The organism is Oceanobacillus sp. AG (assembly GCF_009746545.1).
In the GTDB taxonomy this organism is placed as follows: domain Bacteria; phylum Bacillota; class Bacilli; order Bacillales; family Amphibacillaceae; genus Oceanobacillus; species Oceanobacillus indicireducens.
Genome location: NZ_WOWT01000030.1, coordinates 16,771 through 32,116, shown reverse-complemented (window position 1 = coordinate 32,116; position 15,346 = coordinate 16,771). Strand labels below are relative to the sequence as shown.

Annotated in this window: 17 protein-coding genes and 2 pseudogenes; 7 read left to right on the top strand and 12 right to left on the bottom strand. The window is 36.4% G+C overall.

Annotated features, from left to right (window positions below; genetic code table 11):
- Nucleotides 1–143: 143 nt before the first annotated feature.
- Both GN217_RS15040 and GN217_RS15035 read right to left on the bottom strand, forming a co-directional pair.
- Nucleotides 144–803, bottom strand: coding sequence for an IS30 family transposase (locus GN217_RS15040; protein WP_305080916.1), 660 nt, complete (start codon nucleotides 801–803; stop codon nucleotides 144–146).
- Nucleotides 704–1,015 carry a hypothetical protein gene (locus tag GN217_RS15035; protein ID WP_156857475.1) on the bottom strand — a complete coding sequence of 104 codons (312 nt, stop codon included), beginning with the start codon at nucleotides 1,013–1,015 and terminating at the stop codon, nucleotides 704–706. Before GN217_RS15035 ends, GN217_RS15040 begins: the two co-directional genes overlap by 100 nt.
- 121 nt (nucleotides 1,016–1,136) lie before the next feature.
- Between GN217_RS15035 and GN217_RS15030 the strand changes: the two genes are divergently transcribed.
- The gene (locus tag GN217_RS15030) at nucleotides 1,137–1,286 is read left to right on the top strand and encodes a hypothetical protein (RefSeq protein WP_156857474.1); all 150 of its coding nucleotides are present in this window, start codon (nucleotides 1,137–1,139) and stop codon (nucleotides 1,284–1,286) included.
- 52 nt (nucleotides 1,287–1,338) lie between these two features.
- Here GN217_RS15030 and tet(L) read toward each other — a convergent pair whose 3' ends face one another.
- Together tet(L) and GN217_RS19475 are read right to left on the bottom strand one after the other, a co-directional pair.
- Nucleotides 1,339–2,715 (bottom strand): tetracycline efflux MFS transporter Tet(L), encoded by a 1,377-nt coding sequence (tet(L), locus tag GN217_RS15025; protein WP_156857473.1) that lies wholly within the window; start codon nucleotides 2,713–2,715, stop codon nucleotides 1,339–1,341.
- Nucleotides 2,716–2,748: 33 nt separating this feature from the next.
- Entirely contained in the window at nucleotides 2,749–2,811 is a 63-nt protein-coding gene (locus GN217_RS19475; protein ID WP_156857491.1) for a tetracycline resistance efflux system leader peptide, read from the bottom strand.
- 240 nt (nucleotides 2,812–3,051) lie between these two features.
- On the opposite strand from GN217_RS19475, the pseudogene GN217_RS19470 reads away from it, so the two are divergent.
- Nucleotides 3,052–3,234, top strand: a pseudogene (locus GN217_RS19470) (M78 family metallopeptidase domain-containing protein); the annotation flags it as partial.
- 295 nt (nucleotides 3,235–3,529) lie between these two features.
- On the opposite strand, the gene GN217_RS15005 reads toward GN217_RS19470, so the two are convergent.
- Nucleotides 3,530–3,787 (bottom strand): GNAT family N-acetyltransferase, encoded by a 258-nt coding sequence (locus GN217_RS15005; RefSeq protein WP_232334458.1) that lies wholly within the window; start codon nucleotides 3,785–3,787, stop codon nucleotides 3,530–3,532.
- A 132-nt stretch (nucleotides 3,788–3,919) separates the two neighbouring features.
- Between GN217_RS15005 and GN217_RS15000 the strand changes: the two genes are divergently transcribed.
- Nucleotides 3,920–4,237: a DNA cytosine methyltransferase gene (locus GN217_RS15000; RefSeq protein WP_232334457.1), complete on the top strand. Its 318-nt coding sequence runs from the start codon at nucleotides 3,920–3,922 to the stop codon at nucleotides 4,235–4,237.
- A 191-nt stretch (nucleotides 4,238–4,428) separates the two neighbouring features.
- Here the strand turns inward: GN217_RS15000 and GN217_RS14995 are convergent, their stop codons facing one another.
- Entirely contained in the window at nucleotides 4,429–5,001 is a 573-nt protein-coding gene (locus tag GN217_RS14995; RefSeq protein WP_156857471.1) for a TetR/AcrR family transcriptional regulator, read from the bottom strand.
- A gap of 198 nt (nucleotides 5,002–5,199) precedes the next feature.
- On the opposite strand from GN217_RS14995, the gene GN217_RS14990 reads away from it, so the two are divergent.
- The gene (locus GN217_RS14990) at nucleotides 5,200–5,841 is read left to right on the top strand and encodes an FMN-dependent NADH-azoreductase (RefSeq protein WP_156857470.1); all 642 of its coding nucleotides are present in this window, start codon (nucleotides 5,200–5,202) and stop codon (nucleotides 5,839–5,841) included.
- Nucleotides 5,842–5,865: 24 nt separating this feature from the next.
- Nucleotides 5,866–6,732: a pirin family protein gene (locus tag GN217_RS14985; RefSeq protein WP_198042680.1), complete on the top strand. Its 867-nt coding sequence runs from the start codon at nucleotides 5,866–5,868 to the stop codon at nucleotides 6,730–6,732.
- A 430-nt stretch (nucleotides 6,733–7,162) separates the two neighbouring features.
- On the opposite strand, the gene GN217_RS14980 is transcribed toward GN217_RS14985, so the two are convergent.
- The 5 genes from GN217_RS14980 to gpmA all read right to left on the bottom strand — a co-directional run bounded on the left by GN217_RS14980 (nucleotide 7,163) and on the right by gpmA (nucleotide 10,829).
- Nucleotides 7,163–8,371 carry a tyrosine-type recombinase/integrase gene (locus tag GN217_RS14980; RefSeq protein ID WP_156857468.1) on the bottom strand — a complete coding sequence of 403 codons (1,209 nt, stop codon included), beginning with the start codon at nucleotides 8,369–8,371 and terminating at the stop codon, nucleotides 7,163–7,165.
- Nucleotides 8,364–8,570 (bottom strand): DUF3173 domain-containing protein, encoded by a 207-nt coding sequence (locus GN217_RS14975; RefSeq protein WP_077604216.1) that lies wholly within the window; start codon nucleotides 8,568–8,570, stop codon nucleotides 8,364–8,366. Before GN217_RS14975 ends, GN217_RS14980 begins: the two co-directional genes overlap by 8 nt.
- 403 nt (nucleotides 8,571–8,973) lie before the next feature.
- Nucleotides 8,974–9,228, bottom strand: a complete 255-nt coding sequence (locus GN217_RS14970) for a helix-turn-helix domain-containing protein (protein ID WP_156857467.1) — start codon at nucleotides 9,226–9,228, stop codon at nucleotides 8,974–8,976.
- Complete coding sequence (locus GN217_RS14965) at nucleotides 9,212–9,649, bottom strand: RNA polymerase sigma factor (protein ID WP_156857466.1); 438 nt, start codon at nucleotides 9,647–9,649, stop codon at nucleotides 9,212–9,214. The genes GN217_RS14970 and GN217_RS14965 overlap by 17 nt, the downstream gene beginning before the upstream one ends.
- A gap of 478 nt (nucleotides 9,650–10,127) precedes the next feature.
- Nucleotides 10,128–10,829: a 2,3-diphosphoglycerate-dependent phosphoglycerate mutase gene (gene gpmA, locus GN217_RS14960; RefSeq protein WP_156857465.1), complete on the bottom strand. Its 702-nt coding sequence runs from the start codon at nucleotides 10,827–10,829 to the stop codon at nucleotides 10,128–10,130.
- Between the two features lie 286 nt (nucleotides 10,830–11,115).
- Here gpmA and GN217_RS14955 point away from each other — a divergent pair, with 286 nt between their 5' ends.
- Entirely contained in the window at nucleotides 11,116–11,493 is a 378-nt protein-coding gene (locus GN217_RS14955; protein WP_232334456.1) for an ArsR/SmtB family transcription factor, read from the top strand.
- Nucleotides 11,494–11,614: 121 nt separating this feature from the next.
- Here GN217_RS14955 and GN217_RS14950 read toward each other — a convergent pair.
- Nucleotides 11,615–13,878 (bottom strand): annotated as a pseudogene (locus tag GN217_RS14950) (heavy metal translocating P-type ATPase); the annotation flags it as partial.
- A 296-nt stretch (nucleotides 13,879–14,174) separates the two neighbouring features.
- Here GN217_RS14950 and GN217_RS14940 point away from each other — a divergent pair.
- Nucleotides 14,175–15,149 (top strand): helix-turn-helix domain-containing protein, encoded by a 975-nt coding sequence (locus GN217_RS14940; RefSeq protein WP_198042679.1) that lies wholly within the window; start codon nucleotides 14,175–14,177, stop codon nucleotides 15,147–15,149.
- The last annotated feature ends 197 nt before the right edge of the window (nucleotides 15,150–15,346 follow it).

The following is a 15,346-nucleotide window of genomic DNA, read 5'->3' as shown; positions in this document are numbered from 1 at the left end:
AACAAATAAGGATAAGTGTTTTCATCGCCTACAGACGTATTATTTTATGACCTAAATTGCAATATTAAATGCAACACTTTATGTGAAACCACTATATAAGGTTTTTATGTCAATTTGTTGATTATGTGGCCTAGGCCACACAATCAACGAATTTCGCAAATTTTCCGGGGGAATGTATTCATCCAATTGGCAACTTCTGCAATGCGCTGGTCTGAGTATGCATGAATCTGTTGCCCTTTCTTTATAAAACGTCTGAGTAGCCCATTATGACGTTCATTCGTCCCTCTCTCCCAATATGCATATGGATGCGCAAAATAAACATCTATTCCCATTTCTTTTCCTTGTGCGCTAAGTTCACTAAATTCGGATCCGTTATCAGCTGTGATGCTTTTAAATGTCTGTTGAACGTTTGGGTATTCCTGAAATATACCTTCTAAAGCTTCCCTTACTGCTGGTGCGTTCTTACCTGGTATGCGTTCGACAATGGTCATACGAGTCTTTCTTTCCACAAGAGTTAGAAGTGCCTGGTCTTTGGATTTGTGGCCAAGAACAGTATCAATTTCCCAATGCCCGAACTCTTCACGTGTGTCAATTGATTCTGGTCTTTCTTCAATGCTCGTTCCAAGGACTTTCTTATTACCTTTTGACTTTGAAGGCTTTGTTTTGCGACGTAGCTTCAAAACTAGGTCCATATTCTTTACTTTTAAATCATCGTTATCAATCCAGTTATATAGGGTTTTCGTGCAAGGAACGGAATCGAATGTATTTTTTTTGCATGGCCCACCACAACGTCGGGTGACCAGTTGTCTTTCAATATTTTCTTCTTAGCGAATAATATAAATTCCCATGAAGCCATCAAGATAGTCGGAGCACCACAGTTTCTTCTGTTCTCCTCATAAACACGTGCACCAGCGTCAGGAAAGTATTTCTTGTAGAGTTTACGATTGGTATCGATTTGTTCGACTGTGCCCCGCTTTAGTTCTCGATTAAAGTGACCGTTATAAAATATGTTCACTTAATTATGACCCAAGAAGTCACAATAGTTACTTCATTATATCAAAATTCAATACTATCATAGCCAAATATATTGGATTTTCCCCTCATTTGATAAAGTCGCCACATTAACCATCGAAGATATGGCTGACATCAAAATGACAACTAGAAAAAGTGAATACATCATAGGTATTGCTAAGTTAATGAAAAATGGAGAACTGACAAAAGAGAAATTACTGAGTATGGATGAATTTAAGCAGGTAGAAAATGCGTTGATCAAAATTCGTGATTAAAAGAAAAGGACCAATTTTGAACTCTCTTAACAAAATTGATCCTTTAATGATTTTAAAAATCTCTCTGAGAACGTTTATATACATTCAAGGTAATCAGCCAACTAATGACAATGATTCCTGAAAAAAGTAATAGCAGATTACTATACAAATAAGTTGATTGATCAACATCCATAGGTAACAACTTTTGATTAAGTAGGCGTATAGATAATAAACCACCTACAATTGCAATACCAGTTCCCTCTGATAAAAAGCTGGTAAAATTAAGCAAACTCATTCCGGCACCAGCTTCCTGCTGTTTCAAACTACTTGAAACAACTGTTGATATAACTGTTTTGGTGAACGAAAGCCCGCCTAAAACAAATACTATTATAATTGACATGAACCATGACGTTGTTTCTAAAAAAAAGGCAGCGATTAAAAAGCTAACAGAAAGAAATGTAACTCCGATGGTTAACACGTATAAAGGACCTTTTCTGTCAACAAGTATCCCACCAATGTAGCCGAAGATAATGACACTCATTGTTCCAGGGAAAATAATTACGCTTCCGATTGCGACAGTACTTAGTTGGTGAACATCTTTCATCATATAAGGAACCATAGAGACAAATCCTGCTACTGTGCCAAATATAATTCCTCCACAAAGAACTCCAATCAAAAAAGGTATATTTTTCCCTAGTCCAGGGTCAACAAAAGGCTCTGTTACTTTCCTAATATGTTTTACAAATATCAGGAATGACAGCATGCTGATGATAAGAAAAGAAATGCTATATGATGTTGTAAACAACATAAAAAATACAATGCCCGCAGACATTAGTATAATTCCTTTAATATCAAAATGACCTTTTATCTTTACTTCTTTCTTTAATAATTTCATAAGGAACGGAACAGTGATAATTGTCACCGTAGGGATGAGTAGAAGATAGGACCAATGGATATAATGGGCTATCATTCCACCAATCGCTGGGCCAGCGCCTTCTCCCATAGCTACTATCGATCCAATAAGACCAAATGCTTTACCCCTATTTGCCTTTGGAATATAGCGCGCAACTACAACCATCACGAGCGCCGGAAATGCAGCTGCACCAACACCTTGAATAAAGCGAGCCATAATAAGTAAGGGAAAGAGAGAATGGCCAACAAACCCAATTACTGACCCGAAACAATTTATTATAATTCCAAATAGGAGTAATCTTTTGATACCTAATTGATCAGATAGCTTTCCATATACAGCTGTTCCAATGGAAAAGGTTAACATAAAGGCTGTGTTCACCCAGTTTGTACTCGCAGGTGGTTTATTAAAATCATTTGCAATATCAGGTAATGAGACGTTCAAAACCATTTCATTTAATACGCTAAAAAAAGATAAAACGCAAAGCCAAATTAAAATTTGGTTGTGTTGTAAATTCGATTGTGAATAGGATGTATTCACATTTCATCCCCCAATAATGAGGGCAGACGCAGTTTATAGGGCTAATGATACGCTTCCCTCTTTTAATTGAACCCTGTTATATTCATTGCACTTCATAGTTAAGTCCTCCTAATCTTGATTAAAACATTTTACCACATATAGAATAAAATTTAAATTCAGTTTTCGATTTACTCCCATTTAAATATTTATCACCCATGCCAATTAGATATTTTAGAAATAGCTGATTTACTAAACATAAAGGTTCATTTTATAAACCTTTCAAGTAGAACCTACAAAGGTGAAATTATTATTGATTCTCGTTTATCACCCGAAGAACAGTGAGAAGATTTTGCACATGAACTTTGTCATGTTTTATTTCAATATGGAAATCAAATTCTAAATTTAGATAGCCTTTTTCTTGAATATCAAGAATGGAAAGCAAATAACTTTGCACTACATTTCTGTGTGCCTATTTCATGTTACAAAAATCATTACTTAAACATAAGATTGAAAGTATACCAGAAGCTATACCTTATATAATAAACAAATATAATGCTGCAGATAAAATTGCATTAAAAAAATTGATTCACTTTAGAAATCAGCTACAAATGGCGAAATTACAACAACTTAATTAATTATTCCGGTTTTGGATAATTTTTAAAAAGGGGTTATGGAAAATAGTGTAAAAAAAGTTTAGAGTTCAATCCTAAACTCTAAAACAAAAAAGAGGATGCACATAACTAGTATGTGTATCCTTTTTGTCCTACAATCGCGCCCTATTCTGGAATAACTCAGATTGCGCAGATAAACGCCATTTAACCTTTCAATTAGGCAATCATTCGGGGACTCTTTTTACTAGGTATACCGAATCTTTCAAAACTGAAAATCCATTTTTTTGATAAAATTGATAAGCTGGGACAGTCTTTTCAGTAGCTAATGTTATATGCCTAATCTCTTCGGTGCTCAATATATTATTAATTAGAGCAAGAAAGGTACTGCCTGCCCCTTGATTTTGTCTTTTTCTTGAAATAAAGAACTCCTTAATAAAATATTCCCGACCCTCCCACCAGTTAAAACATAACCTAATGCACAACCAATTAGCTTATCTTTTTCATCATAGAGGGCTAATGAGAGTGAGTTATTATTTTCCACCGCAGCCAGTCGAGTATCTTCTGAAAAAGCAAGGAGGAAAATACCCGTCGTCCGTCCCTTTCAAGAAAGACGTATGCGAAGTACCGCAAAAGACAAAAACAAATCAGGATTCATTGGAAGTTTCGGACGGACAAATGACCCTTTCCCAACTTTGCTAGCTGGTTCAGTCAGTAACTTTTCTTTTTGGTATGAAGGGAAAGAACAAGAAGGTTATATCCGACAACTTACACCATTGGAATGTGAACGGTTAATGGGATTACCAGAGGGCTGGACAGCTTTGGGAAATGGGAATAGGGTCATTAGTGATTATGCGAGATATAAAGCGCTTGGAAACGCGATTGCCGTATCATGTGCGGAATATATCATGGCGGGTATTGCGGAAACTTTATAGATAAGTCGATTTTGTTTCTGGCAATTAACGGATGTATGTTTGGCAGTATGTTTATTAGTCTTTATAAATCATAATAAACATTAATATTTATTCACCCTTGCGATGTGATGCTTACTGCACCAACGAAGCAAATTAGTTGAACAAGAAAAGAAGCGTTACTCCAAAATCGGATTAACGTTTCTTTTATGAATTTAAGTTTTTGCATTCATTATTAATTCCCTGATAGCTAAACTTGCTTCTTCAAAGTATTTCTCTGGTGATTGGAGACTGTTTTCCTCCCAATCGACGGAAACTCCGTAAATCATCCAACTTAACATGGTTGCGAGCATCCTTAACTTATCATCACTTCCATCTTGATATTTTTTTGCTAGTGATTGCAAGATGATTTGTTCTAGCTCCTTTTTCATTATCGCTTCAATGTTCACCGACATATCATGGTAACTTTTTTGACAGCGATTGGAAAGGTTTAAATGGAATTTCGTAATGGATATAAATAAACTCGCTAGCATCTCCTCACTAAACTCCTTATTTATCGTTGAAAGTTCTTGAAGTACGTTTGCCATCAGATCTTCTTTGATTACCTTTTCAAGTAAATCATATTTATCAAGAAAATGACGATAAAAGGTTGCTCTATTAATCATGGCTCCTTTTGTAATATCACTTATCGTGATACTGTTAAACTCCTTTTTCTCTAAAAGGTCTATAAAGGAATCAATAATAAACTTTCTTGTTCGAATGGAACGTAAGTCTGTGTTTTCTTCCAACTTTGACTTCCTCCTTTCTATAATAACGATAACAATTATCGTAAATTGTAGCTTATGCAACAAAGCGAAGATTTTGTTGCTTGAGTAGTGAACAAATTGGACCTATAATTTAATTATACAACAAATGTTGCGTAAACGATAGTTGTAACAAAGACATCTCATTAATTGTGGGAGCCAAAAATATAGGAGGATTTTAAAATGAATTTATTAGTAGTGAAAGCAAATAACCGCCCAGTTTCGGAAGGTGTGTCCAGTAAAATGTACGAAACTTTCATGGAATCAATCAAAGATGCAAAGAATTTAAATGTAAGTGTCTATGATGTCTTTGAAGAGGATATGCCTTATATTGGGCAGGAATTATTTGATGCAGGTAAAAAATTACAAATTGGGGAAGAACTATCGGAATATGAACAACGTCTGATTACAGCAAAACAGAAAGCGAAAGACGTATTTGCTACAGCAGATACCGTTGTATTTATTTTCCCATTATGGAATTTGAACGTGCCAGCTAGATTGCATACATTTGTCGACTACATTGATGAAGCGGGCTATACGTTCAAGTACGCTGCAGATGGTTCACCCGTTTACCTAATGCCTGAGAAGGAGATTGTTCTTATAAACTCAAGAGGTGGAGATTATTCTTCACCACAAATGCAACCAATGGAACATGCGGTTAATTATATGCGTAGTATCTTTGCAGGAATGTTTGGAATGCAAGTGACAGATGAAGTAATAATTGAAGGTCATAATGCAAGACCGCATGAAGCAGAGGAAATTATTGCAAAGGGACTTACAAAAGTGGAGGAAGTTGCTGAAAAAGTAATGTACCAACATGCGTAATGAAAAATAAAAGGAGGAATGGAAATGTCTAACACATTTCATAGAGAAATTAATCGACCTTGGTATACAGAATATGAAAATCCTGGTTACCCGCACGTACAAACTGGAAAAATCGTTACACCTGATCGTTCGCATGAAATTGATCCATTTATTGTTATGGCTGAAGACTGGTATAAGCGAGGGACTTTTCCTGACCATCCACATCGGGGCTTCCAAACAGTAACTTATGTAGTTGATGGCAGACTTGAGCATATTGACAATGCAGGTGGATATGGAATTCTTGATGCAGGTGATGTTCAATATATGAACGCAGGTTGGGCAGCAAGGCATGCGGAAGATGCGTATGACGATGATTTAATTCATACGTTGCAGGTTTGGTTGAATCTGCCGGAAGATTTGAGACGTACGGAAACAAGCTATCAAAATATCCGTGTTGAAGAAGCACCGGTGGTTTCCGTTGCGGGTGGACAAGTAAGAGTATATTCAGGTGAGATTGCAGGAGTAAGAGGTCCGATGAAAAGTTTAGTTCCAATTACGATGACAGAAATCACTCTCCAAGAGGGATCGGAGTATACACATATATTGCCCGAAAATCATAATGCATTCTTGTATATGTTAGCAGGAGAAATGGAATTTGGAGAAAACAATACAAAAGTTAGGAAAACAGGTGCGGCTACTATAACATTTAATGAAAATGGAAACGAAGAAAATCCAAGTGAATTGAAAATAAAAGCAACAAGTCGATCAAAAGTATTGATTTATTCCGGAGTACCTATTAAGGAAGAATTTGTTATGGGTGGACCATTCATTGCGAAAACGAGAGCAGGTATTCAAGAGGCTTTTCGGGATTTTCAAGATGATAAGTTTGGACCACCTGCTGTGAGAGAGTAAACCAATGTACAAATAACAAATCCAAATAAAATACTTGAGTTAAATTAATGGAGACTTTGGCCAAAATAAGTCACCTTTATAAATTTCACTTAAAGTGTTTATATTAAAATTTAATAAGCAAAACTTTAATAAACAATATTGTTATTTTTCTACAGCACAAATATATTCTGTTTCTGCTCTTATATATGGCTGTTTTTATTATAATACAACCAAGTTATCCACAGAAAATATTCCCTGCCAAGATTTTTTTGGCAGGGAACTATCTTATTGTTACCTTATTTCGTCCGGAAAAATGCTGTCAAATTAGCATTTCCACTTCAAATTACGTTGTTGGGTCATTCCCACTCCAAGTTTGCAGGTGACGCCAAAACGCTGCTGTACCAACGTTTTTCGCACCTTCAAATTGTTTTGGCGGGGATTCTGGCGGAACTTATTTTTTTACTGCTTGATTGCCATTAAATGATACACCTGATTTTTCTGCGGTTTGTATCTTAATGTTACCTGTCATTTCTTCCGCAATCAATTCATCTACCCCTGACCACATATGTGAATAATGTTTTAACGTAATTTCCGGACTAGAATGACCCATACGTTTGGATAGAATCAAAACAGAAATGTTAAATTCATTAATGAGATAGGATGCATGTGAATGTCGAAGCCCTTTGGCTTGGATACGATGAACATTTGCGAGCTTTGCATAGCGTTGAATAATTCTAGCAAGTGTCGATTTAATCATCGGTGTTCCATCATAACTAAAAACAAAATCGTCAATCCCTATTTTTGATTGTCGTTGTTTCCATTCTTGCAACACTTGTATCGTATCTTCATCCAAAGAAATAATCCGTTTGCCATCCTCTGTTTTCGTATAATCTTTTCGCTTCCAATTACTTTTATTTCGTAAATACAAGGAATGATGAATGCGAAGTCGTTTATTTTTAAAATCTACATCATCCCACCACAGGGCTGTCCCTTCACTAACACGTATTCCTGTCATGAAATACGTCCACAACATCACAAAACATAAGTGTTCATAAAAATCATCCAGACAGATTGTAGAAATTACCTTCTCAAATTCTGTTTTTGTCCAATAAGGAACAACCGCTTTTCCTTTAGGAATAGCTTTCACTTTTTTAGATACATTTACTTCTAGATATTGCATATCAACTGCCATATCTAGACTTTTACGAAACATACCAAATACCAAACTTGCATATGCCTGAGAATAACCAGCACCTTTATCAGAAAGTAACCAGGTTCGATAACGTTGGACATCTTCTACTGCTAAAGAACGGAGCTCAATGTTTAAAAAACGATCTCTCATACTTTCCAACGTTCGTTCGCGAACATAAAAGGTACTTTCTTCTACTTCTGTTTCATAAGCTGGAATGTACACAGTATCCATGAATTGACCATATGTCATATGATAATTTCCATAACCATTTGCTTGATGATATTCATTTTTTACCCGTACTAATTCTTTATAAGCTTGTAAAGCAGAAGTAAACTTTCTTCCTTGTTGATTGGTGCGTCCTTTTTTTCGGAGTCGTTTTCCAGTAATGCGATCCGTTCCTAATTCCGTTTCATAAAAATATTGGCCATTGTTATCAATATAAACCCCTGCATATTTGGTTTTAGCCATGACTGTCTTCCTCCAATTCTAGTTCACAACCTAGAATCGATTCGACTGTCATTTTTGGTACACGCCCTAAGCGTTTATTATTATAAAATGGATACCCTTTTTGTACCATGATCTGTTTCGCTTGTCTAATAATTCGTATCGAAGTATATTTAGGATATCCAAGTTGAATTAAATCATCTTTTGTAATCAGTTCCTTCATTATATATACCTCCTTTTCAGTAACAGAAGAATACATACTAGAAACAACGATAATTTAATACTATTAAAAAATCAGACGGCTGTTGGTACAGCTCCACGGGAATTTCACCCCTGCAAGTATTTCTTCCAGCTCTACTCATAGCTTGCGACGCTTTGAACGCTCGAACCATGACGATAGAGGAGTATCATTATCCAGACTGATGGGTTATCGCCAGCAATCCACCACGATTGTATTAGACTCATAGATTATCGCTCGTTTCTATCGAAAGTCAAGGCGTATGAATCAAGTGGCTCTGCATCAGTAGAACGTATCTGAGTTTCAGTTTATACTGCACAGCGTTTTCTTCTGTGCTTTCTTTGTCAAAGAACAATATATATGCGAAAGGGAAAACATAACCATGTAATCAAATCTTGAAAGCTAAAATGGCTTGCATCAGCTTCGAACGTAAACGTTCACGTGTATCTTCATCAATGCCCCAATACGTATTGCCTTGTTCATCATAAAGTTTACGCATCGACAAACTAGTCATGTAGCTTCCATAATGTAAAACAACTAGTTTCATTGCTTCTGGTTCACCCTTATTTGCAGCTAAAATGATTGGATACGGTAATAAACCACGTTCGTTGTCTTTTGTGTTAACATCAATCATCCCAGTCATCTGCATGTTCCTCCAAAAATCGCTTTAACCTTTTAAAAGAGCTTGTCCGTCTATATTGAACTGTACTACGAGGAATCTCTAGTAGTTCAGCTATTTCTACATCTGATTTATCAAAAAAATAGTATAGTAGGACTGTCTTACGCTTTTCTTTCGGCAAAGTACGCATCGCTTCAGCAAGTAATTTCAGAGTGATTTTCTTTCCAGCCACTTGAAAACATTCTCCATCTTCTCCCTCATATTGTTTATCTAAGATATAAAGTTGATTTGCTTCTTGTGGTGTGAGATCCGAAAATGTCATCTCTTTTGTTAGCCGTTGTTGCCTTTCGTTATAAATATTAATTGCTTCATTCTTCAATACGCGTTTACAAAAGGCGTTAAATGCACAGCGAACTTGCCACTCGGTACGATTTGGTACTATCATGCATTTCCTCTCCCTTCGCAACTGCAAAGGTGGGTGATGATTTCCCCTTTCATAACCTTCAACAAGCTTTTTTGTGAAATGCCAAATAACGGAGCAATATTTTTGAAAAATATCATTAAATGAAAAAATCCAACTGAACATAAGTCAGCTGGATCAAAAATGTATATCTTCTTCAAATCCCATAGAACCCCAAATCTTTTTCATGTAATGCTAAAAACCAATTGCTGTTCACAGCGTCTGTTATGCCCTCATGGAAGATTTAACAAGATAATAGCTGTAAAACCAGATAGTTAGTAAGCGTTTTATGTTTTTTTCATGTAACGGTATTTATTTAAACTGTTTTAGATGATCATCCTTCGTAACAATAAATATCATAACTGCAAGTACCTCAACCAATCTAAAAAGGGTTTAAAAATTCGGCACTATCGTATAGTCCAACTTAATTTTATCACTTTGCCTAGCTTGGCAACTTGTACTTCTATAGTTTTGTGCTTCCAAGGTAATAACTCCCTATAGAACGTAAGTGTTTATCTAACGAATATACTAGCGGAATACCTGTTGGTACATTCAAATCAACAACCTCCGCGGGACTAAGATTGTCTAGTATTTTAATTAATGCCCGCAAGCTATTGCCGTGTGCAACAATAATTACACTTTTACCTGATTTGATCTGTGGTATAATTTCATTATTCCAATAATCTTTGACCCGAAAAGCTGTTTCCTTGAGACTTTCAGTTAACGGAATACGTTCGTCATCAATATCACGATATCTAACATCATATCTTGGATAACGTTTATCATCCTTTGTCAAGGCAGGAGGCAACATGTCATAACTTCTACGCCATAATTTAACCTGATCTTCTCCATATTGTATAGCAGTAGTTGTTTTACTCAATCCCTGAAGCGCACCGTAATGACGCTCATTAAGCTGCCAAGACTTGTATACAGGGATCCACAGTAAATCCATTTCTTCAAGCACATAATCTAGTGTTTTAATTGCTCTCTTCAAATATGAGGTGTAGGCTACATCAAATACGAATTGCTCTTCTTTGAGTATTTTTCCCGCATGCTGGGCCTCTTCAATGCCTTGATCCGACAAGTCTACATCCGTCCAACCTGTAAAAAAATTTGCTTTGTTCCACTCACTTTCTCCATGTCTAATCAAAACCAACTTATACATGTATTATTGTCTTCCTTTCCGATGAATTTCTTTTACTAGTTATCCAGTTAAGTCACTCTATCAATAAACTATTTCGATTTTAAAATTATCAAGCCTTAAAAGCTGCATATTGTGGGCATATATGAAATTTAATATCATCATTGGAAGGCCAGATACACCTTGATTTAGATGAAAAATGCTTTGGTAGCGAGAATAAATGTCTGAAGTATGCTCTTGACAAGCCCCTTAGTAATGCATAGACTTTAATATAATGATTGTTTAATTAAATAAATGTGTTATCAAAGGAGTGGCTACGATAAAAAATAAGGAAATACTTCACGATCACGATAAAAATTTAAGCTATGTTTTAAAGCACATGCCTGATGTCCAATTTTTCCTGGAAGGATCTGCTGTTTTTCAACAACTAAGTGATGGCTCGCGTCTTCAAATCCTTTGGCTACTCTGTCACTGCGAAGAATGTGGACACAATATTTCAACTGCTCTTGACATGAGTCCCGCATCCGTTTCTCACCACTTGAAAGTGTTGAAATTACATGATTTAATCAAAAGTAGACGTGCGGGAAAAGAAGTTTACTATTCACTTGCTGATAGCGAAAAAGCTCGTCTGGTTCATCAAATGGTAGATGACTTTTTTAAAATGAGTTGTCCGTTGAAAGGACTTTAAATTAATAATAAAAGGGGAGCGCATTATATACAGAGCCCTAGATACCTCCCCTATAACATTATGCCACTGCCCCTTGGCGACCTTCTTCTTCTTGTTTTTGGGATTTTTGTATAGGCGTGTTGAATTTTTTAACGTTAAGTGCCCTTATTGCGTTGAGTATTGCTATGACAGATACCCCAACATCAGCAAAAACAGCTCCCCACATCGTTGTCATGCCAATTGCCCCTAGAATAAGTACAATTCCTTTGACACCCAATGCAAAAATAATGTTTTGTTTAGCGATACGGAGTGTCTTTTTACTAATCTTCATCACTGTAGCAATTTTGGATGGCTCATCAGTCATGATTACAACATCTGCAGCTTCAATTGCGGCATCTGAACCCATACCACCCATAGCAATTCCAATATCCGCTCGGGCAAGAACCGGAGCATCATTGATGCCATCACCGACAAACGCCAGTTTTCCTTTATCAGCTCGCTCAAGGACTGGGGCGTTATTGATACTATCACTAACAAAGGCCCGTTTTCCTTTTGCATTTTTATGCCGCATTAATTCTTCCATGTGTTCCACCTTGTCCGCAGGCAATAGTTCCGTATATGCTTTGTCTAAATTGAGCGTATCGGCAACCTTTTTCCCCACCGCATCGGTATCACCAGTTAGCATAACGGTCAGCTTGATTCCTAACGATTTTAAAGCCGTAATAGCATGTGAGGCGTCCTGTTTAATTTCGTCCTCAATGAGGATATATCCCATGTACTCATTGTTTACGGCTAAATGAACTACAGTGCCTACAAGATTCCTATCTTGATAAGATATGCGTTCACGTTTCATAAGTTTAGTGTTTCCTGCCAACACGACTTTGCCGTCAATCACAGCTTTCACACCATGTCCGGCGATTTCTTCTATATCTTTAATACGGGAGGAATCAATTTTTCTTCCATACGCCTTCTTGATACTCTGTGCGATGGGGTGGTTAGAGTAATCCTCCGCATATGCTGCCAATTCCAACAACTTATGATCAGGCACTTTATCAGAATTTATCTCACTAATCATGAAGCTCCCTTTGGTTAGTGTACCGGTTTTATCAAACACGACTATCTCTGTGTTGGCCAAAGCTTCTAGATAGTTGCTTCCTTTCACTAAAACACCAGATTTGGATGCTCCACCAATTCCTCCAAAGAAGCTGAGCGGTACCGAGATAACCAAAGCACAAGGACAAGAAATAACTAGGAAAATCAGTGCTCTTTCAATCCACATAACAAACGGTTGACCCGTGATGAGAGGTGGGACGATAGCCAAAATGACCGCAGCTAACACAACAAATGGTGTATAGTATCGGGAAAATTTAGTAATAAAGTTTTCACTTTTACTCTTTTTATCTGACGAGTTTTCAACTAATTCTAAGATCTTCGCCACCGTAGATTGACCGTATTCTTTATTCACTTGAATGGTTAATTTACCGGTTTGGTTGATACAACCGCTAATCACATCTTCTCCTACCTGTACCTCTCTTGGTACGGATTCACCTGTTAGAGCCGAGGTATCAATTGCAGAAAAGCCGTCTGTAACTATCCCATCGAGAGGGATTCGTTCGCCAGGCCTTACCACAACAATTTCATTAATTTTTACTTCTTCTGGATTAACCTGTAGCAATTCCCCATTTCTTATCACATTGGCATAGTCGGGGCGAATATCCATCAATTCGGATATGGACTTGCGAGATTTTGAAACAGCATAGGATTGAAACAGCTCACCGACTTGAAAAAAGAGCATAACAGCAATACCTTCTGAATACACTCCAAGGCAGAAAGCGCCGATCGTGGCTACTGACATCAGGAAATTCTCGTCGAAGACCTGTCCTCGTGTAATGTTTCTTGCTGCTTTCCATAAAATATCTCCTCCAACGATGAGATATGGTACGAGATACATCAGGAATTCAGGAAAGCCATCTAACTTTAAAAAAAATGTTACTACAAATCCAGCGGAAGCAATAAGGATACGTAGTAATCGTTTTTTTTCTTTCTTTGACATGTTTGTACCCTCCTCATATTCGAGTCAGCAGGGACTGCACTACAGCCACTACTGACTCAAATAATTCAATTTGAATGTAGTCAATTGTGACCATTCATTATGAACTGATTCGACGTGAAAAAATATCCATTAGCTTAGCCCTCTATCGACACATCTGAATCAATTCTTTTTATAATCTTCTTGCTTTGTTTAAGAACGGCATCGAATTTATCATCTGGGGCTTCAAGAATCATTCTTTGAGCCATAAAATTCACCTTTACATCGGTAACATTATCAAGCTTGCGAATGCTATGCTCAATCTTTGCCGCACAACTTCCACAATCCACATCATGCAACTTATAGGTTTTTTTCATAAAACAATTGCTCCTTTCTATTATTGTCTATATAATTAAACTATAATACAATCAAATGATCGTTTGATTGTATGTATTTCAAGTATATTAACTCTGTAATTAATTTTCAACAAGATTAGGGAAACTAGACTAATTGGATTAAAAGTTTGGCTGATTGGAATAAATTTCATTCACACAGATAGATAATCATTGTTCTATCTAATTGAAGCTAGTAACATGATTGTTAATTATTATTCTAAATGTATTACCTATAAGCGGAATAAATGAGTTCCGTATCGGAGGAAGGAAGAAAGAGTATGAAGGGATTTTCTCATTCACATATTAATACAAGCATGAACTTAGTGCGGGATGATCACCATGTTGTTTATCGCATGAATCCATATGAAGGGCAAGGAATTGCATCTGTCTATTCTGTATTGCCAGGCGTTGAAGTGATTATCTTTAATTTTGAAGCGAGCCACTATATGCCAACACTTCACCCAAACCTCCATATTTTGGAATTGAATCACTGCTTTAAAGGGCGAGCTGAGTGTAAAATGAAAGATGGATGCCTGCAATATATAGGAGAAGGTGATTTGTTCATGAATACGATGAGCAACCACAGTGACCGTATTGAATTTCCATTAGAGTACTACAAAGGTATAAACATTACGATTGATTTGGATAAGTTTATAGATCCACTATCTGATTATCTCCCTGATATTCCAATTGATATTCCAAATCTTGTTAACCGCTATTTTTCAAACGATGAATGCTTTTTTATACAGGCGAAGAAGGGTATTCAACATATCTTCAGTGGTATGTATTCGATTCCACTTGAGGCTAGAGACAATTATTATCGGCTGAAGGTTCTGGAAATTTTGATATACCTTCATTATTTTGATACAACTAAAGAGCAACAGAAGAAATTTTATGCCCGGCAACAAGTTGATATTATTAAACAGATTAAAAAGAAGATAACGGAACAATTTGAACAGAGGTTTACGATTGATGAACTAGCAAGACAATATTGTATCAGTCCTACTACCTTAAAGGCTACTTTTAAAGGTGTATACGGGGTTTCCATCGGGGTATATATGAAAGAGTATCGTATTAGGAAAGCGGCTTCTATGTTACTTCAGACTCAAGAAAGCGTTGGGGAAATTGCCTCGACAGTAGGGTATAAAAGTCAGAGTAAATTCGGGGCCGCTTTTAAAGAATTGTATAAAATAAGTCCTCTCGAATACCGAAGTAAGTATGATAAAGAAAAAAGTTACAAACCTTCTGAATAGGAGGACTCATGTTAGGATTCTATACTTGTTTTTCTATTATTGGTGGGATCTCCTTTTTGAAAATAATTGAGCTAAAAAGAAGTGGTCGATTAACGCATGTATTCAAATGGGTTAATCGACCGACTAAATTAAATGCTGTTTTAAACGTTGACCAGTTAACATTAGTAATTACATAAATAATGAATTTAAATTCACAA